We start from the raw sequence: 19904 nt of genomic DNA on the forward strand, positions 1-19904 counted from the left end.
GGTTTTTCTTTTTTATTCTTTTATTTGTCTTCTATAGTTAGTCGTACACGTTTATTATCCTCTGTACGAACACTATAAACAATAGTACGGATTGCTTTTGCAATACGTCCTTTTTTCCCAATAATTCGTCCTACATCATCTGAATGCACGGATAGATTGTATTCATGAAATTCATCTGATTCAGATACTTGAATAGCTATATCGTCTGGATAACTTACCAAGGGTTTTACAATTGTACAAATCAATTCTTTGATATCAGTCATCATTTTACATTCCTTTACTTGCTGTATTTAGCTTCATGGAATTTTTGCATGATACCTTCTCTAGAAAGGATATTGCGAACAGTATCGGATGGTTTTGCACCATTGTTCAACCATTTCATAACTAAATCTTCGTCTACTCTTATAGCTACAGGTTCTGAAACTGGGTTATACGTTCCAACTGTTTCGATATAACGACCGTCACGTGGTGAACGTGAATCAGCTACCACCATACGATAAAATGGATTTCTTTTAGAACCCATACGTTTTAGGCGAATTTTTACTGCCATTACTAACACCTCCATATTCAATCTCACAAGAAACATCTTACCAGTTTATAAAAGCTTTGTAAAGTGTTTTTTCTTTACAGTCTTATTTTTTCTTCTTTTTTATTTTCTTCTTGTTTTTATTCGCTTTGCGCGTCATCGTTTTCATAGCTAGTTTACTCATTTTTCCTTTTGGACCGTTCCCGAGCAACCCTTCCATTCCACTCATATTCCCCTTAGAAACTTTGCTCATCATTTTTTTAGATTCTTTAAATTGTTTAATAAGACGATTGACTTCCACCAAAGGCCTTGCAGAACCATTTGAAATACGTTTCCTTCTTTTTTGTGAAAGAACGTCTGGATCTTGTCTCTCATCGGGAGTCATGGATAAGACAATGGCTTTCATATGATCTAAGTCTTTCGGATCGACTTGCATTTGATCGAGTCCAGGCACGTTATTCATTCCAGGAATCATTTTGATCAAATCTTCTAACGGACCCATGTTCCGAACCTGGTCCATTTGTTCAATGAAATCATTTAAATCGTATGTGTTCTCTTTCATCTTTTCAGCCATTTCTCTGGCTCTATCTTCATCAACCTCTTGTTGGGCACGTTCAATTAAAGTGAGGATGTCTCCCATACCCAAGATACGATTGGCCATTCTCTCAGGATAAAACGGTTCTAAAGCATCTAGTTTTTCACCCGTACCTGTAAATTTGATTGGCTTCTCTGTCACAGCACGAATGGATAAGGCTGCACCCCCACGTGTATCTCCATCTAATTTAGTTAAAATGACACTACTGATTTCTAGTTTTTCATTAAAAGACTGCGCCACATTGACTGCGTCCTGACCGGTCATCGCATCTACCACTAGGAAAACTTCATCTGGGTCGACAACCGTTTTGATTTCGGAAAGTTCATCCATTAAACCTTCATCAATGTGTAAACGACCAGCCGTATCTATGATGACTACATCTCTGTTTTCATCTTTTGCTTGTTGGACCCCTCTTTTGGCAATTTCAACAGGACTGACTTGATCGCCCATTGAAAACACAGGCATTTCCAACTCTTTTCCTATCGTTTGTAATTGATCGATAGCAGCCGGTCTATAAATATCAGCTGCAACTAGCAGTGGTTTCTTATTTTCGTGTTTACGTAAATAGTTGGCTAACTTCCCAGCAGTTGTTGTCTTCCCTGCTCCTTGCAGACCGATCATCATATATACAGTTGGTGGTCTCTCAGAAAAAATGATTTTTTCCTGCTCGCCACCCATTAATTTCGTCATTTCATCGTTTACTATTTTAACAACTTGCTGACCAGCTGATAAACTGTTGAGAACTTCTTCTCCAATAGCTTTATCACGTACCGTCCGAACAAAGTCTCTCACTACTTTGTAATTTACATCAGCCTCTAATAAAGCTAAGCGAACTTCTCGCATGACATCTCTGACATCTTGCTCTGTAACTTTCCCTTTTTTTCGTAAAGCTGAAAAAGCATCTTGTAATCGTCCTGTCAATCCCTCAAAAGCCATAATAAGTTCCTCTCTCCATTCTTACTTCTTCAATAGTTGATTGGCTAGCTCTACTAGTCTTTCATCCGTAGAGTAATGCAAATCAATATAATCCTTCAATTGTTGAATTCGCCTATTGTTTTTGTTGAATTCTTCAACTAAGCGTAATTTTGACTCGTATGCTTCTAAAATTACTTCTGTCCGTTTAATATTATCATAAATGGCTTGTCGACTCACTTGGAAATCTTCAGCAATTTCTCCCAAAGAGAAGTCATCTGCATAGTATAATTGCATGTACGCTTGTTGTTTTATAGTTAGTAAGGACCCATAGAATTCAAATAGTGTATTCATATGATTCGTTTTTTCTAATTCCATACATATCCTCTTCTCATAGTGTATCTCGAATTAGCTCGCTGAAGAGACCGTAGACAAATTTTTCTGTATTGAATGGGCGCAAATCATTCATGGTTTCGCCCAAACCGACAAATTTGACCGGAATTCCTAACTCCTTGCCAATAGCCAGTACTATTCCACCTTTGGCTGTTCCATCTAGCTTCGTTAAAACGATCCCCGTAACATTGGTGGTTTCTCTAAATTGTTTTGCCTGATTTAGCGCATTTTGACCTGTTGTAGCATCTAACACTAACAATACCTCATGTGGTGCATCCGGTATCTCTCGTGTAATGACGCGTTTCATCTTATCCAATTCATTCATTAGATTTTTTTTGTTCTGTAAACGTCCAGCCGTATCAATAAATAATACATCCGCCTGTTGATCTTGTGCTTGCTTTATTCCATCGAACACAACCGCAGCTGGATCTCCACCTTGTTTGGTTGAAACTACCTCTGCGCCCACACGTGACCCCCAAACCTTTAATTGTTCTATAGCTCCCGCACGGAATGTGTCTCCTGCAACTAAAAGAACTTTCTTTCCTTCTTCTTTAAATTGATGGGCCATTTTTGCTATTGTTGTGGTTTTTCCGACACCATTGACGCCGACAAATAAGATAATAGTCAATCCATCTTTATTAAAATGAATACTCTCGGAATCCGGACTGACTTCACCATACATATCGACCATCGTTTCTACGATCACACGCTCGGCATCTTTCATTGATTTAACATTATTTACTTGAGCTTCGTATCTTAATTTATCAGAAATTTCCATCGTGGCTTCGAATCCAACATCTGATTCAATTAAGATATCTTCTAAATCTTCAAAAAAATCTTCATCGATATAACGAAAATTAGCAAACAATTCATTCATCTTACGAGAAAATGAACTTCTAGATTTTTCAAGACCTTTTTCGTATTTATCTATTTCGCCTAAATTCGCTTCCTCAGTTTTTTCTACTTTCTCGACTGGCTTATCTTCTACTCCAGTAAAAGCTTTTTTTATTTTATCAAATAGTCCCATTTGCTCACTCTTTCGTAAATTTATTAATGGCTACAGCTACACCATCATTTTGATAATCTTCTGTAATATACTGGGCTGCTCTTTTAACAGAGTCGATTGCATTTCCCATTGCAACTCCTATTCCAGCATACTCGATCATGGCCAAATCATTCTCTTGATCCCCTATAGCCATCACTTCTGATTGTTGGATCCCTAAAATTTCAACTAATTTCGCGATTCCGTTTCCTTTATCGACATCTTTTGGTAAAACTTCCAGCAATATCGGTCTGGATTTCATCAAAGTATATTTTTCAAAATACGATTGAGGAATCTTTTCGATTGCGTTATCCAGATGATATTGTGGAGTACAGAATACGATTTTGTTTATCTCAGCATCTGGTGTATTTTTCCCATTGATTTTTTCAAAAGGTAAGATGTTCATTATTTCTGGGTACATTGATGGGCGTCCCTCTGGATAAGAAGGTTCATAAACCTTTTCTAAATCAATGAAATTACAGGGCACGCCGATTGTTTGACTCATCTGATAAATATCTTCTACTTCTTCAAACTGAAAACTTTTGGAATAAATAGTTCCTCCAGTGTGCGTTTCTTGTACGAGTCCACCGTTATAAGTTATGGCATAATTCCCTGGATTATTCAGATCCAGCTCTTCCAATAAATGTTTCATTCCCAACAATGGACGACCTGTACATAGAATAACATGAATCCCTTTTTCTTTTAGCATTCCAATAGCTTTTTTGTTTTTTTCTGATACTATTTTTTTCTCATTCAATAATGTTCCGTCTAAATCTAACGCCACTAATTTAATCATTTGTTCTCCTTTGACCTTTTAATTTTTTAATGAAGTCATGTCTACTTCTTGTAATCTAACAGACACAATTTTAGAAACTCCTTTTTCCTGCATGGTTATTCCATACAATGAATCAGCTTCTTCCATTGTTCCTTTCCGGTGTGTAATTACAATGAACTGTGTATCTGTTTCAAATGTATGCAAATATTTCCCGAAACGCGCGACATTGGCTTCATCCAATGCAGCCTCTACTTCATCCAATACGCAAAAAGGAATGGGTTTTACTTGAATAATGGAAAACAACAAAGAAATAGCAGTCAATGCCCGTTCTCCACCAGATAATAAGCTTAACTGTTGTAATTTTTTCCCAGGGGGTTGAGCAATGATTTCAACTCCGGAAGACAAAAGATCTTCTGGATCTGTCAACTTGAGCTCTGCTTTTCCGCCACCAAACATTTGAGGGAAAACTTGTGAAAATCTTTCTTTAATATCCATGAAAGTTTTTTTAAATCGTTGAGATACTTCTGCATCCATTTCACCCATTGTCTCATACAACTGTTCTTTTGCATTAATCAAATCAGCCTGTTGTTCACTCAAAAATTCCCATCTTGATTTAACCTTGTGGTATTCGTCAATAGAGTTTAAGTTGACCGGTCCAATTTCGTCTATACTTCTTTTTATCAATTTAACTTTCTTTTTAGCTATTTCTAACTCTTCTTTCAAACGATAAGCTAGTTTTGCTTCTTCAAAACTGACTTGGTATTCTTCTTGAAGGTAAACCAACAAATGATCGATACCGACATCTTTCCTGTTATAAGCAACAGTCAAATCGGATTGTTCCAATAAATAGTTCTCTTTTTTATTCTCCAAACTTTGTATGGCTTCTTCAATCTGCTCCCTGTCTTTCTCTTTAGAATCCTTTTCTATCTTCATTTGGTGCAGTTGTATATTCAAATTTTCTTTTTCAGCCTTGAAATACTCTAGGTGCTTAATTATTTCTTCTATTGATAAAGAATTTTTAGTTGTTGAACGCAACTTCTTGACGTTTTCCAAGTCTTCAATTGTATTCTTTGCTTTTTCTATTTGCTTAGTTAAATGGTTCAGCTCATTTTCAAAATTTTTAATGATTTGTTCTAATTTGATTTTTCTTTCTCTTTCTTGACTCACTTTATCAATCAGATTCATTTTTCGCTTTTCTTTTTCATCTGTTTCTAAATTAAACAGATCCATTTCTTGTTTTAAATCTTTGATCTTACTAAGGGTAGACTCGATTTCCTTACTCGTTTCCCCTACCTTATTTTCGGCTATCAGACTGTCTTCGCTTAATTCACCTTTTTCATAACGAAGAGCCTTCATTTGTTTATTGAGTTGTTGCATACGTTCTTCTATTGCTTCTTTTTTGTTTGCTTCTTTTTGTTCGGCCAACCGCTTCTCTTCACCTTGAGTACGGATCGAATTAAACTGTTCCTCTAGCTTTTTTTTCTCTGACTTTAGTTTTTTTACACTTGATTCACGCTTTTCTAGTTCATCTTGTAACGTTTTCTTTTGAAGAGAGAGTTGCTTGATCTTGTTCTTTTGAGAAATCAAATTACGTGAAGAAGAATTCTTATTTTGACCACCAGTCATCGATCCACCGGCATTCATCAAATCTCCCTCTAAACTGACCACTCTGAATTTATATTGTAGTTTTTTAGAAATTTCCGTTGCTGCTTGTAAATTTTCTGCTATTAAAGTATTTCCTAATAAGTTTTTTATAATAGGCTGTAGTTTGGAGTCATAATCAACTACCTCAGCAGCTACTCCGATAAAGCCGTTACTGTTTTTTATCGTAGACAGCAGGGAATCGCTAATGTTTCTTTGCGATACAGTTGTTAAAGGTAGGAATGTTGCTCGCCCTCCCTTGATTTTCTTCAATAATTGTATAGCCTGTTGAGCATGTGTTTCATTATCCATAACAATAAATTGACTAGCAGAACCTAAAACAGTATCAATAGCTATTTCATATTTTTTCGAAACTTGAATGACATCTGCAACAGTACCTATTATTCCTGCTACTTGATCTTTTTGTTTCATAACAGTTTGAACACCTTGAAAGTATCCAGAATAATTGTTAACTATTTGCTGTAGGCTCTTCTCGTTTGCTTGAACTTGCTGTAAAACGCGTAAGGAATCATACATCTTTGTTTCATCGCTATCTAAATCCCGTGTTATCAATTGTATCTTATTGCTTATTTGTCTAAAGCTTTTAGTTAGCTCATCAAGTTCAGCTGTTATCTCTTGATGGTGTTGTGTTATGTTTTCTAAATTTATTTCTAATTTTATTTTTTCTTGGCTTAGTTTTTCAATCTCCAGTTGCAGTTTATTTAATGAAAATTCTCGCTGTTCCTTTTCTTTAGAAAAATAATTTAACTCATTTTTTAAAGCCGCACTTTTTTGTAGTGCAGAAAAATATTCCTCACGTAATGTTTCCGTGTTTCTCTGACTATTCCGATCAAATTGGCTCAAGCTTTTTTTCAACTGCGTAACCAAGCTTTGACTTTTTTTTAATTCTTTGTTTTTGGTCTCGATTTTTGCTTTTACTTCTTTTTTTACATTGATTAATTCAGTTAGTTCTTGATTATTTTGAACTAATTGTTGATCATAATAAGCTATCTGTTCTTCTGCATTTGTTTCTTTATAGTGAACGAGTTCTTTTTGAGACTCATATCTTTCAACATTTTTAACGGCCTCTAGATAGTTATTTTGAACAATTTGCTGATTACTTTCAATTTGATGTAATTCCACTTTTATTGCTCGAGTTGCCTCTTCTTTGCTTCTGATAGTCTCGTTGATTTGTTGAATATTTTTATTTGACTGACTGATTTTCTCGTTTAATTCTTTTGAATCTAGACTAAATTGTTCTATTTGAGTTACTGTTACTGAAATATCTAGGTCAGTCAATTCTTTTTTGTGCCCTACATAAGCATTAGCTAGACTTGCTTGCTCTTTTAACGGATCCACTTGCGCTTCTAATTCGTATAAAATATCTTGAACACGATCTAAATTTCCTTGTGTTTCATCTAATTTTTTTTCTGCAGCTTTTTTTCTTTGTTTATATTTCAAAACTCCCGCAGCTTCTTCGAAAATAGATCTTCTATCTTCAGCTTTACTGTTAAAAATTGCTTCAACCTGTCCCTGACTAATAATAGAAAAAGATTCTTTTCCTAATCCAGAATCCATGAACAAGTCCACTATATCTTTCAATCGACACGGTTGTTTGTTTAATCGGTATTCACTTTCACCATTTCTATGCAGGCGGCGACTGATACTTACTTCTTCAAAGTCTATAGGTAAGAAAAAATCCGAATTGTCTAAAAGCAAAGTAACTTCAGCAATATTAACTGGTTTCCGTGCATGAGTACCTGAAAAAATGACATCATGCATTTTTCCACCCCTGAGGTTGCGAGCTGATTGTTCTCCCATGACCCAGCGTAAAGCTTCAATAACATTGCTTTTTCCACTTCCGTTTGGACCTACAATTGCTGTGACTCCTTGATCAAAATCAATTGTAGTTTTATCGGCGAAAGATTTGAAGCCATTTAATTCTATTTTTTTTAATTCCACCGTCTCTGACTCCTTTACTGATCCATCGTCTGTTTGTTGTTTTCTTTTAAATGACGAAGGGCATTTTCAGCCGCAGCTTGTTCTGCATTTTTTTTGGAGGAACCTTTACCTTCCCCAACTACATCTTCTTCTACAAATACTTGTGTCACGAACTCTTTCATATGAGCTGGACCAATCTCTTCAACTATTCTATATTGAATAGATACTTCACCATTTTTTTGTAAAAATTCCTGAAGTTCGGTTTTAAAATCCATCCCATGTGAAAAAGCACCTGAGTCTATCTTCTTGTATACTGTTTTCTTTAAGAATGTTTGCACAGACTCCACGCCTTGATCCAAATATAACGCACCTATGAAAGCTTCAAATAAATCACAAAGTAAAGCGGGTCTCTGTTTTCCATTCATACGCTGTTCACCTTTGCCCAACAACACATACTGATTAAATCCGCATTCTTTTGCAAATTGGCTTAAACTCGCTTCACAAACTATGGATGCACGCATTTTAGTTAGGTATCCTTCTGGAAATTCGGGATATTTTTCGTATAAATATTCTGAAACCGTCAATTCCAATACGGCATCTCCTAAAAACTCTATTCGCTCATTATCATTTAACTTCTGTTTTTGATGTTCATTTACATAAGATGAATGTGTGAATGCTTCTTTCAATAGCTTAGGATCATTAAATTCAATAGCATATGTTTCTTTCAAAAATTGTTGCAATTTTTTCATACTGTGTTCTTCCTTTCTTTCAATCATATCCCTTTCATTATACTGGTTCTAATCAAAAAAATAAACCTTACGAATAATTGAATTTAAGCAAAAAAAAGAAAGCCGGTATTCCGGCTTCCCTTTCCTAATTTTTATTTAGTTATATTATTCGGTTGCAGCGTCATCAGACGTTACACCAACTGTGTGCCATCCGAAATCAGATGGAGCATCATAACCCCATTGATATTCACTTACACGATTATTGACCGGTAATGTTTCATTACGGAACAATGTAGGAATAATCGGTGCTTGTTCGCTAAAGTATTCTTGCCATTCGTGGAAGACACCTTCACGCCAATCAATATCAAAGGACTTATCACTAGTCATGTCAGCTAAGAACTGATCATTTTCTTCTGAAGCCCAACGAGTGTAGTTAAATGGAGCTGTACGGCCATATAAGCCTTCTGGAGTAGGATCTGTACCTGTTCCCCATGCTCCTTGATAAATATCGATTTCAGGATCATCCGCTTCAACACGGTCATAGAAACTATTGAATTCAAGCAAACGACCATCAGTAAGAGTTACGTTCAATCCTACTTGAGCCCATGACTGCATGTAATACTCAGCGATAGGTTCAGCAGTTTCTCCACCAGCCATTGATGCAAATTTGATTTCTAATGGTTTACCGTCTGGATCTTCACGGAATCCATCGCCATCAACATCTTCATAGCCAGCTTCGTCTAATAATTGCTCAGCCATTTCAGGATCATATGGATATCCTGCTACATCAGGATTGTGGTATCCACCAAATGCAGGAATGATAGCTGAGTTCGCACGGCTACGTAATCCATCATAGAATTGTGCCCCAACTGCATCGTTATCCATAGCGTATCCCATTGCTTGACGAAGAGCTAGGTCTGCCATCTTAGCATTTTCATCAGGAACAACTTCCCCAGCTTCAGCATCCCATTCGCCTAATTTAAATCCGATATAAGTATAAGCTAATTGCTCTCTACCTAAAATAGTATAACCAGGTAAATCAGAATAAGTTTCATACAAATCTGTTGGCATACTTAAAGCAAGGTCGTACTGACTATTTTCTAAAGCAGCCACGATACTTGAAGAAGGAACAACTTGAACAACTACTTTATCAAGCTGAGGTTCACCTTTATAGTAATGTGGGTTAGCTACGTATTCTACAGACTCACCTGCAACAATATTTTCAACATAGAAAGGTCCAAAACCAACTGGATTTTCTCTAACTTCTGGAGAAGATTCCAAATCAGCGATTGCAATGTCTTCTAGTTGATGTTTAGGCATAGCTCCTGACCAAATCCCACCACCAGATTGAAGCATTTGAACTCCAACTTCTTGATATTGAATTTCCATTGTTTGGTCATCGACCAATGTGATTCCAGAAATAGTATCAGCATCACCATTGTGATATTCTTCCATTCCAACAATGTTTGTCATTGTAGGGTCATAACGGATTCCTGTGTAATCAGGGTGTCCAATTACTTCATAAGAATAGAGTAAATCTTCAGTTGTTACAGCTTCCCCATCAGACCATGTAACACCATCTTTTAATGTAATAGTTGCCATATTATTTTCTTGATCTAAATCTAATGTGGCAGCACCTGAATCATCAATCTGGAAGTTTTCATCAGCTCCAAAAATTTCTTCGATTGTGAATTGGAACAAGTCTGCATCATATGCATCTTCATATAATTCATAACTGAATAATCCTTGGAATGGAGTGTCAGTAACTAATGCAACGTTTAATGTTCCACCATCTATTACTTCTCCATCATTTACTACTGCAGATTCGAAATCAACGACGCCTTCTGCTACTTCACCGTTAGAAGTATCTGAAGTATCGCCTGAGCCCGAAGAATCAGTTGTGTCGGTAGTATCCCCACTACCACCACATGCTGCTAATACAAAAGCAATAGCTGCCGTGCTAGTTAACAAACTATATTTTTTCTTCAACATATCTCTCTCCCCTTTTCTTAACCTAATCTTTGTTTAGCGTCAGCCGCACGTTTCAATGCTTGACCGACATAGTTTATACTCAACATCAGCGTTAAAATCAACAACGATGCTGGTAACCAAACCCACGTTTTATTCTCCAAAATATCTGGAGAAGATGCATAACTGACTAATGTTCCCAAACTAGGTGTGGAAGATGGTAATCCAAAACCTAAGTATGTTAAGCCAGTCTCAATACCAATGTTTGCCGCAAAGTTCAATGTAACGTTAACAATAATTAATGAACTAAGATTCGGCATGATTTCACGAAACATAATATATAGAGAAGGTGTTCCCATTGTCTTGGAAGCACTGATATAATCTCTTCTTCCTTCAGACAAAGCTTTACTTCTTATCAGGCGAGCTTGGCCGACCCAATAAAATGCGCTCATAATTAAAATGAAGGACCAGACATCATAGTTTTTTACAATAGTAACAAACACTATAATTAACATCGTTGTCGGAAGCAACATAATAAAATCTACAATACGCATGAGAATATTATCGATCACTCCACCATAAAAACCTGCAGTGATCCCTACAAGGACACCCAATATACTTGTAAGTATAGTAACGGCGATCCCGATAAGAATTGAGTTACGCGCTCCAACAATTAGTTGGCCTAATATATCTCTTCCGCCTGAATCAGTTCCAAGCAGAAAATCTGCACTAGGAGGTGCGTATTGGTCCATCAAACTAACCCGCATGACTTTATCTAAGTCAATCGCTAATGAACCCACAAAAATTCCTACTATCAATAAAACTAATATAACGAATGCTCCAAGAGCAACTCGATCTCTTAAAAATTCTCTTGCAATAACTCGAAATCCCATCGGTGGTGTACTAATGGGGATATCTCCAGTCATTACTTCAGCATCTGTGTTTTTATTTCCTGACATTCTTTTTCATTCCTTTCCGCTGTATGTTTCATTAGTCGATTCGGATACGTGGATCCACAATACTCATAATAATATCAGACAATAATGTCCCAAATAATGTAGCCACACCGAACAGCAGAACGAGCGCAGTAATTACACTGTAATCGCGACTATTAATTGAACTTACAAATAATTGTCCCATTCCTGGGAAAGCAAAAATTTGTTCAATAAATACAGATCCACCAATTAAGAAGGTAATTTGATAACCTAAAGTAGATGCAATTGGTAATGCAGAGTTTCTGAAAATATGGCGATTATAGACGACTGTTTCTGGTACTCCTTTAGAGCGTGCCGTTTTAACGTAATCTTGTGTTTTTGCATCAATGACTTCACTTCTTAAATACTGAATAATACTCGTTGTTCCTAGAAAGGCAGCTGTAATACCTGGCAAGACTAGATGGTATGCTCTATTTAAGAAGTAATCCATCGAACCGCTCGCATACGTTACGTCAACTGATCCGCTTGTAGGGAACCAATTTAATGTATAACCGAACAACCAAAGCATTAACAAGGCTAAAACGAATGTCGGAATAGCAAAACTGACATAATTGTAAACAACGACTGCTTTATCAAAAAACGAATCATTATATCTACCAGCAAACATTCCTAAAGGTAATGCGATCAGATACGTGAGTACCAATGACAAGGCAGACAGAAGTATTGTGTTTTGTGCACGCATACCTATAATAGTCATAACATCTTGTAAGGCATTTCCTAACCAACGAAAATATTGTACAGGGACTGGATCATTCAATCCAGCTCTTTCTCGAAGCATTTCGATAACCATAGGATCGGTTTCCGGTGTGATCAATCCTGTAAATGGGTCTCCAGGCATCAGTTTAGCAACACCAAAAACTAATATACTTAAAATGAAAATTTGCGGAATCATTAATAAAATTCTTCGTACAACTGTTTTCCACATTAGAGGTTCCCTCCTATACCATTTGGATTTAAGGCTACATAATGGTTTTCATTTAGAGGGCTTAAATCATATACCCGACCATCTTTGTCATAATATTCTTTTTCCTGATCCGTGTATTCTTTTTCAACTCTCAAACGCTCAATTTTATGTGCTTTTCGAGTCGTCGGATCCATATCTGGAATAGCAGATAACAAACGCTTAGTATAGATATGTTGTGGATTATTATATATTTCTGTTTTAGAGCCCTGTTCTACGAATCTACCTTTATGCATAATAGCTATATCATCAGACATGTGTTGTACTACGCCCAAATCATGAGAAATAAATAGGTAGCTCAACTCATATTCCTTCTGGATGCGTCTCATGAAGTTAAGCACCTGAGCTTGAACAGATAAGTCCAAAGCAGATGTTGGTTCATCTGCAATGATCAGCTTAGGATTACTTGCAACGGCTCGTGCGACCCCGATACGTTGTCTTTGTCCACCGGAGAATTCATGAGGATATTTATACATCGCCTCTTCATTCATCCCAACAATTTCTAAAAGTTCAATTACTCTTTTAGATGTTTCATCAGGTGATAATTTAAAGTAATTATCCATTGGTTCTGAAATAACATCTTTAATTCTCTTTTTAGGATTCAAAGAAGATGCAGAATCCTGAAAAATCATTTGAACATCTCGATTATAGTCTTTATATTCTTTTTTTCTACTTCTTGCCCGGTTAGTAACATCTATTCCATTGTAGAGTATTTTACCCGAAGTAATTTCTTCTAAACCAATAATAGATTTACCGATAGTTGTCTTACCAGAACCTGATTCTCCAACTAATCCATATGTTTTTCCTTTTTCGATTTTCAAATCAATTCCATCAACCGCTTTAACATGATCCTGAATTGTATTGAAAATCCCCCCTCTGATAGGGTAATGAATTTTTAAGTTTTTTACTTCAATAAATCCCATTATTACTCATCCTCTCCCTCAAAGTGAAAATGTTTCCAGCATGTGCATCTCACTTTATGACCTGGAGAAATTTCATGCAGAACAGGATTCTCTTCGTGGGCTTCAGCCGGTATCCACGGAATGCGTGGAGCAAAACGGTCACCTGTCCTTGGTAAATTTTGTAAAGATGGAACGGTTCCTTGGATAACATGCAGTTCATCATCGTCATCTTCTAGTTCATGTGGAATTGAATTCAACAACGAACGCGTATAGGGATGTTTCGGATTAGCAAACAATTCTTCAACCGGTGCTTCTTCTACAATTTGTCCAGCATACATAACGGCTACCCGGTCTGCAGTTGCTGCAACAACTCCTAAGTCATGCGTAATTAAAATAATACCTGATCCTGTTTCATCCTGTATATCATTCATCAAATCTAAAATTTGAGCTTGAATAGTAACATCTAAAGCAGTAGTCGGTTCATCGGCAATAATGATTGGTGGTTTATTTGCTAAAGCAATAGCTATAACCACACGTTGTCTCATCCCACCTGATAATTCATGCGGATATTGTTTCATTACCCGTTCAGGTTTTGGAATACCTACTTGATTCAATAATTCGAGTACACGTGCAGTTCGTTGTTGGCTATTCATACTTGAGTGATAAACAAGTGTTTCTGCAATTTGATCATGTATTGTCATCAATGGATTCAAAGAACCTAGTGGATCTTGGAAAATCATACCAATATCATTTCCACGAATTCCATTGTATAAATTTTCATTTAATTCTAACAAATTTATGTCATTATAAATTACTTCACCTTTGATTTGTGTGTTTTTTGCATCATGGAGTCCCATGATCGAAGTAGCAAGTGTGCTCTTTCCACAACCAGATTCCCCAACAATTGCTAGTATTTCATTTTTTTCTAAAGTTAATGATACATCATCAACAGCGTTATAATAATCGTCAGTAATACGAAACCCTGTTTCTAAATGATTGATTTCTAATAATGGACGTTCAATAGCCACTAAAAATACCTCCTAAACTATTCTCAACTTTATGAGAGAATTATTAAACGTTTATAAACATTTAATAATATATTCTGAATTATACACATTTTTTCAATACTAATCAACACAAATTTTAATCAGGCTATCATTATTCTTATACTACGCTCATTTACATTTAACAAATGTCATAAAAGAAAAAACAAACGTTTACTTATTCTTCTTGCTTTTCAATATAATCAACTGCTTTACCCACAGTAGTTATTTCTTCAGCATCCTCGTCGGATATTTCTGTTCCAAAAGTATCTTCCATTTCCATGACCAATTCTACTATGTCTAGTGAATCTGCGCCCAGATCTTCTTTAAATGTAGTCTCACGGGTTACTTTATCCTCGTCAACTCCTAGTCTTTCTACAATTATACCCTTTACTTTTAAAAATATTTCTTCGTTTTTACTCATTTATCTATACCTCCGATGTTTTTTATGCGTTACAGTTAATTGTACCTAAAGAAAAATGAAATTTCCATGATTAATTGGTGACTTTACTCATTTAATAAATTTAAACACTCAATTTTTATTACTATCTCCATTGTTAGATGTTTCAAAAAAGTTTACCACACCATTTACTACTTGTGAAGATAGCATCTCTTCAATTTGTTTAATTGTATAATAGACCGCTTCACTGTTTGCCGATCCGTGAGTTTTTACGACTGGAGCTTTCAACCCAAATAAAACAGCCCCACCGTATTTAGAGTAGTCCATAACATTTTTGACATTTTTTAGTCCATCTTTTAATAGAAGTCCGCCCAATTTTGATTTTGTATCTTTCTGAATACTTTCTTTAATTAAAGAAAGTAATGAAATTGCAGTCCCCTCAATGGTTTTTAGTACAGCGTTCCCTGTAAATCCATCTGTGACTACAACATCTACTTCTCCATTTAATATTGTCCGAGCTTCTATATTCCCTTTGAAAGTAATTTCTTTATTTTCTTTCAACAATGAAAAAGCTTGTTTAGCTAACTCATTGCCCTTGTTTTCTTCTGTTCCATTGTTCAATAGCCCCACCGTCGGTTTATTTCTTTTTAGTACATGTTTTGCATAATAGGTACCTAAAGTAGCATATTGATTTAAATTGATTGGTTTGCTGTCCGCATTGGCCCCAACATCTAACATGAGAAAAGAATCTTTGTGTTCAGACAAGGAAGGCATGATCGTCATTAATCCTGGTCGATCTATTCCTTTGATTCTTCCTACTATCAACATGCCCGCCGCAAGTAATGCCCCGGTATTCCCCGCAGAAAAGATAGCATCAGCTTCTCCATCTTTCACTGCTTGTGCAGCTAGAACCATTGAAGCTTTCTTTTTTCTGCGTACTGACCTTACTGGATTATCATCACTTTCGATTTTTTCATTTGTGTGAATTATTCTAATATTTTCTTTATTCGAATCATCTAAGTATTTTTCTATTTTTTCCTTGTCACCATATAAAAGAAATGTGACATGTTCAAATTGTTTAGATGCTTTATTCACACCTTCTACGATTGCTTGGGGAGCATGATCTCCCCCCATAGCGTCTATTGCTATTTTCATCTTTTTTCCTCCTCGTACTGTTAATCTAAAACGATTGAATCATCCATAGATATTTGACTATGTTTTTTTAGCTCAACAAATGAATCCTCTTGCTGGAATTCTTTTGAACGAATAAGTTTGATCGCTTCTTCTCTGGCAACTTGTAAAATATTAAAATCTTCCACCAAATCTCCAATTTTAAATTGTGGGACACCCGATTGCTGCTTTCCAAAAATATCTCCTTGACCTCGGAGTTCTAAATCTTTTTCACTCAGTAGGAAACCATCATTCGTTTCTGTCATAATTTGCATGCGGATCTTACCATTCTCTGTTTTGGGATTCGCTAGCAAAATACAGGTTGATTCTTTTTTTCCTCTTCCCACTCTTCCACGTAACTGGTGCAATTGAGCGAGGCCAAATCGATCAGCATCATTGATGATCATCAATGTTGCATTTGGAACATCCACTCCTACCTCTATTACGGTAGTAGAAACGAGGATTTGAATCTTATTTTGTTTAAAAGCCCGCATAATTTCTTCTTTATCTTTTGAAGGTAGTTTTCCATGCAGAAGACCTATTTCATACTCCTTGCCAAACTTATTGCGGTAACTTTCGTACGTTTCCACAGCATTTTGTAGGTCCATATTTTCTGATTCATCAATCAATGGATTAATTACATAAACCTGTGAGTTATTTTTTAATTGTTTCTTAGTAAAAGTATCGACTTGTTCTACCTGACTATTTTTTAACCAATAAGTCTTTACAGGTTTTCTCCCACTAGGCATTTCATCTAGAGTTGAAATGTCCATATCACCAAAAGCGCTAATGGCTAATGTTCGTGGTATCGGCGTTGCCGTCATGAATAACACATCAGGGTGAACACCTTTTTCTCTTAATACTTTTCGTTGATTTACTCCAAAACGATGCTGTTCATCTGTTATGACTAAACCCAAAGAATGGTATTCGACATCTTTTTGAATCAAAGCATGAGTACCGATCAGCACATCTATCTTTCCGGTTTTTAAATCGGTTAATATTCGCTTACGATCTTTAGCTTTAGTAGAGCCTGTTAATAATTCAATAGTTAGATCATTAGATTGAAACAATTCACTTAAATTTTTCATATGCTGCTCAGCTAAAATTTCTGTGGGAGCCATAAAAGCAGACTGGTAACCCGCAGTCCAAGTCGAAAACAATGCGGTCGCTGCCACTACAGTTTTCCCACTACCTACATCTCCCTGAAGTAAACGATACATTTGTTGAGGCAATTTCAAATCTTTTGCAATTTCATTGATTACCCTTTTTTGAGCCCCTGTGAGTTCAAAAGGTAACGTACTTAAAAATTCTTTGATTTTAGGCAAATCATATTCTTTTTTAATTCCATGATTCACTCTTTTGTTTTTTTCTTTCCATTCTTGCATTTTTAATTGATATACAAAAAACTCTTGAAAAATGAGAGAGCGCCTCGCAATCAAACTCTCCTTCTCAGAATTCGGAAAATGGATTATCTGAATAGAACGTGCGTTTGAAAGAAGTTTAAATTTCGTCACGAGAAAATCTGGCATGATCTCAGGAATTAAAGAATAGTAGTCTTTTAATGCACTATCAATTAACTTGACTAACGTTTTTTGTTTTATCCGCTTAGTAGTATGGTAAACAGGTTCATAATCTTTTTTTTCAATATCACTTGATAATAATTTAATTCCTTGTAAAGAACGCTTCTGACTATCCCATCGTCCGAAAACCCGGATGGTTTCACCTGTATTTATTTGATTTTTCAAAAAATGTTGATTAAAGAATGTTATAGGGATAACCACTTTATCAGAAACTATTCGAAAAGATAATCGATTTTTTTTTGGTGCATAGTAGCTGACCACCGGAGAAGCAACCACCTCTCCAATGAGCACGATTTTTTCTTTATCTTCTACTTCAGTTATATCTTTTACAGTTAAATCTTCATACCGAAAGGGGAAATGTCTAAGTAAATCGTAAATTGTAAAAATCTCTAACTCAGCCAATGCTTCTAAGCGTTTTTCTCCAACATTTGGTAGGTTTTTAACTGAATTATATATGGTTTTAGTTTGATTATTCATGGCACTCTATTCACATTCCTTCTCAAATCTTTATTTCATTTTTGATGATCATAAACTAATTACCCTATCGATACCTATTTCAACTTAATATAAGAAGAAGTAGACTCTGAGCAAAAGGTGAATACGACACCCTTGTTCAACAGTCTACTTTCTATTTTATCAATTATTCAACTGAGAAGAGGTACGGGTACACCGGTTGATTACCTTCATGGATTTCAATTTCAAGATCTTCATGATTTTTTTCAATCTGATTGGCTAATCTTTCTGCTTCTTCTTGAGAACCATCATCTCCTATGAGGATAGTCAAAATTTCACTATCTTCTTCTAACATCATTCCGACTGTTGCAAGAGCCGCCTCAAACAAATTAGCCTCCGCTAATTTAATTGATCCGTTAATAATACCCATGTAATCATCTTTTTTGATTTTTATACCGTCTATTTCAGTATCACGGATAGCGTATGTGACTTGACCGGTAATCACTTGTTCAATTTCACTGATCATTGCATCTTTATTAGATTCTAATTCATTGGTCGGATTGTATCCTAACATAGCTGTTAGTCCTTCAGGAATTGTTTTAGTAGGAACAACTACCGTAGGCGTTTCAGAAACAATAGCTGCTTGTTCTGCAGCCATTAAAATATTCTTATTGTTTGGCAATAAAATATAATGTTTGGCTGGGACGGATTTCATAGCTTTAAGGAAGTCTTCAGTACTTGGGTTCATCGTTTGACCACCCGAGATAACGTAATCAACGCCGACACTTTCAAACAGTTTTTTAATTCCTTCTCCAGAACTGACTGCAATTACACCATACTCTTTTAATTCTTTCACTTGTTTCTCCCCATCATTATCCATTAGGGAAGAATGTTGTTCACGCATGTTGTCTACTTTGATTTTCATCAATGAGCCAAACTTTTGACCATAGTTCATGACCTCGCCAGGACGTTCTGTATGAACATGAACTTTGACGATCTCATCATCAGCAACGACTAATAACGAATCACCTAATCCATCTAAATAATTGCGGAATTCTTCATAATCAAATTGGCTATCAACTGTTTCTCCTTCGTTCAATCGAACCATGATTTCAGTACAATATCCATAAGTAATATCTTCTGTATTAATATGGCTTGATACGTTCCTATGATGTTCAGCACGAACCATTTCATCTAAATTTTTCTCAGAAGCAAGATCTTCTAATGAAAAATCTTCTCCGCTTAACACAGACAAAAAACCTTCGTAAATATACAGAAGACCTTGCCCACCACTATCTACTACCCCCACTTCTTTTAGAATGGGTAATAAGTCAGGTGTTTTTTCTAATGCTTTATGTGCACTTTTTACAACAGTTTTCATTACTTCAACAATATCATCTGTTTCTTTAGATTTTCTTTCACCCGCTTTAGCAGATTCTCTAGCAACAGTCAAAATGGTTCCTTCGACAGGTTTCATAACTGCTTTATAAGCAGTTTCAACTCCATATCGAAAAGCTGATGCGAACTCTTCAGCAGTTAACTCTTCTTTTCCTTTTAAAGATTGACTAAAACCTCTAAATAATTGGGAAAGAATAACGCCTGAGTTCCCACGAGCTCCCATTAATAGTCCTTTGGCTAAAGACTGAGCCAGTTCCCCTATTTTTTCAGATGATGAATCCTTGACTGCTTGGGCGCCACTTGAAAAAGACAAGTTCATATTGGTCCCTGTATCACCATCCGGTACTGGAAATACATTTAACGAATTAACATAATCTACATTTTTTTCTAATCTTTGTTGTCCTACGGCAACCATTGCACGAAAGTTTTGTGCATCGAGTTTTTTAAGTTCCAATCACTGTTCCTCCTCCATTACTTACTT

17 protein-coding genes are annotated in these 19904 nt (G+C 35.9%); all 17 read right to left on the reverse strand.

Annotation, left to right across the window (positions count from 1 at the left end; translation table 11 throughout):
* Nucleotides 1-20: 20 nt before the first annotated feature.
* Nucleotides 21-263, reverse strand: a complete 243-nt coding sequence (locus tag H626_RS0100240; RefSeq protein ID WP_027107529.1) for a KH domain-containing protein — start codon at nucleotides 261-263, stop codon at nucleotides 21-23.
* Between the two features lie 14 nt (nucleotides 264-277).
* Nucleotides 278-550: a 30S ribosomal protein S16 gene (gene rpsP, locus H626_RS0100245; RefSeq protein WP_027107530.1), complete on the reverse strand. Its 273-nt coding sequence runs from the start codon at nucleotides 548-550 to the stop codon at nucleotides 278-280.
* Nucleotides 551-632: 82 nt separating this feature from the next.
* Entirely contained in the window at nucleotides 633-2057 is a 1425-nt protein-coding gene (gene ffh / locus H626_RS0100250) for a signal recognition particle protein (protein ID WP_027107531.1), read from the reverse strand.
* 21 nt (nucleotides 2058-2078) lie between these two features.
* The gene (locus H626_RS0100255; RefSeq protein WP_027107532.1) at nucleotides 2079-2411 is read right to left on the reverse strand and encodes a putative DNA-binding protein; all 333 of its coding nucleotides are present in this window, start codon (nucleotides 2409-2411) and stop codon (nucleotides 2079-2081) included.
* A 13-nt stretch (nucleotides 2412-2424) separates the two neighbouring features.
* Nucleotides 2425-3453, reverse strand: coding sequence for a signal recognition particle-docking protein FtsY (gene ftsY, locus H626_RS0100260; protein ID WP_027107533.1), 1029 nt, complete (start codon nucleotides 3451-3453; stop codon nucleotides 2425-2427).
* Nucleotides 3454-3457: 4 nt separating this feature from the next.
* Nucleotides 3458-4264, reverse strand: coding sequence for a Cof-type HAD-IIB family hydrolase (locus H626_RS0100265; RefSeq protein WP_027107534.1), 807 nt, complete (start codon nucleotides 4262-4264; stop codon nucleotides 3458-3460).
* 18 nt (nucleotides 4265-4282) lie between these two features.
* Entirely contained in the window at nucleotides 4283-7846 is a 3564-nt protein-coding gene (gene smc, locus H626_RS0100270) for a chromosome segregation protein SMC (RefSeq protein WP_027107535.1), read from the reverse strand.
* Between the two features lie 14 nt (nucleotides 7847-7860).
* Nucleotides 7861-8574 carry a ribonuclease III gene (rnc, locus tag H626_RS0100275; RefSeq protein ID WP_027107536.1) on the reverse strand — a complete coding sequence of 238 codons (714 nt, stop codon included), beginning with the start codon at nucleotides 8572-8574 and terminating at the stop codon, nucleotides 7861-7863.
* Nucleotides 8575-8718: 144 nt separating this feature from the next.
* A complete protein-coding gene (locus H626_RS0100280) occupies nucleotides 8719-10545 on the reverse strand; it encodes an oligopeptide ABC transporter substrate-binding protein (RefSeq protein ID WP_035618103.1) in 1827 nt (608 codons plus the stop codon).
* Nucleotides 10546-10562: 17 nt separating this feature from the next.
* Complete coding sequence (locus H626_RS0100285; RefSeq protein WP_027107538.1) at nucleotides 10563-11447, reverse strand: ABC transporter permease; 885 nt, start codon at nucleotides 11445-11447, stop codon at nucleotides 10563-10565.
* Nucleotides 11448-11511: 64 nt separating this feature from the next.
* The gene (locus H626_RS0100290; RefSeq protein WP_027107539.1) at nucleotides 11512-12441 is read right to left on the reverse strand and encodes an ABC transporter permease; all 930 of its coding nucleotides are present in this window, start codon (nucleotides 12439-12441) and stop codon (nucleotides 11512-11514) included.
* A complete protein-coding gene (locus H626_RS0100295; protein ID WP_027107540.1) occupies nucleotides 12441-13400 on the reverse strand; it encodes an ATP-binding cassette domain-containing protein in 960 nt (319 codons plus the stop codon). The genes H626_RS0100290 and H626_RS0100295 overlap by 1 nt, the downstream gene beginning before the upstream one ends.
* A gap of 2 nt (nucleotides 13401-13402) precedes the next feature.
* Nucleotides 13403-14401 (reverse strand): ABC transporter ATP-binding protein, encoded by a 999-nt coding sequence (locus H626_RS0100300; RefSeq protein ID WP_425411620.1) that lies wholly within the window; start codon nucleotides 14399-14401, stop codon nucleotides 13403-13405.
* Between the two features lie 199 nt (nucleotides 14402-14600).
* Entirely contained in the window at nucleotides 14601-14846 is a 246-nt protein-coding gene (gene acpP, locus H626_RS0100305; protein ID WP_027107542.1) for an acyl carrier protein, read from the reverse strand.
* Nucleotides 14847-14954: 108 nt separating this feature from the next.
* Entirely contained in the window at nucleotides 14955-15977 is a 1023-nt protein-coding gene (gene plsX / locus H626_RS0100310; protein ID WP_027107543.1) for a phosphate acyltransferase PlsX, read from the reverse strand.
* Nucleotides 15978-15997: 20 nt separating this feature from the next.
* Nucleotides 15998-18049, reverse strand: a complete 2052-nt coding sequence (gene recG, locus H626_RS0100315) for an ATP-dependent DNA helicase RecG (RefSeq protein ID WP_027107544.1) — start codon at nucleotides 18047-18049, stop codon at nucleotides 15998-16000.
* A gap of 163 nt (nucleotides 18050-18212) precedes the next feature.
* Nucleotides 18213-19877 (reverse strand): DAK2 domain-containing protein, encoded by a 1665-nt coding sequence (locus tag H626_RS0100320; RefSeq protein ID WP_027107545.1) that lies wholly within the window; start codon nucleotides 19875-19877, stop codon nucleotides 18213-18215.
* Nucleotides 19878-19904 lie beyond the last annotated feature (27 nt).

The organism is Lacticigenium naphthae DSM 19658 (assembly GCF_000425865.1).
In the GTDB taxonomy this organism is placed as follows: Bacteria; Bacillota; Bacilli; order Lactobacillales; family Carnobacteriaceae_A; genus Lacticigenium; species Lacticigenium naphthae.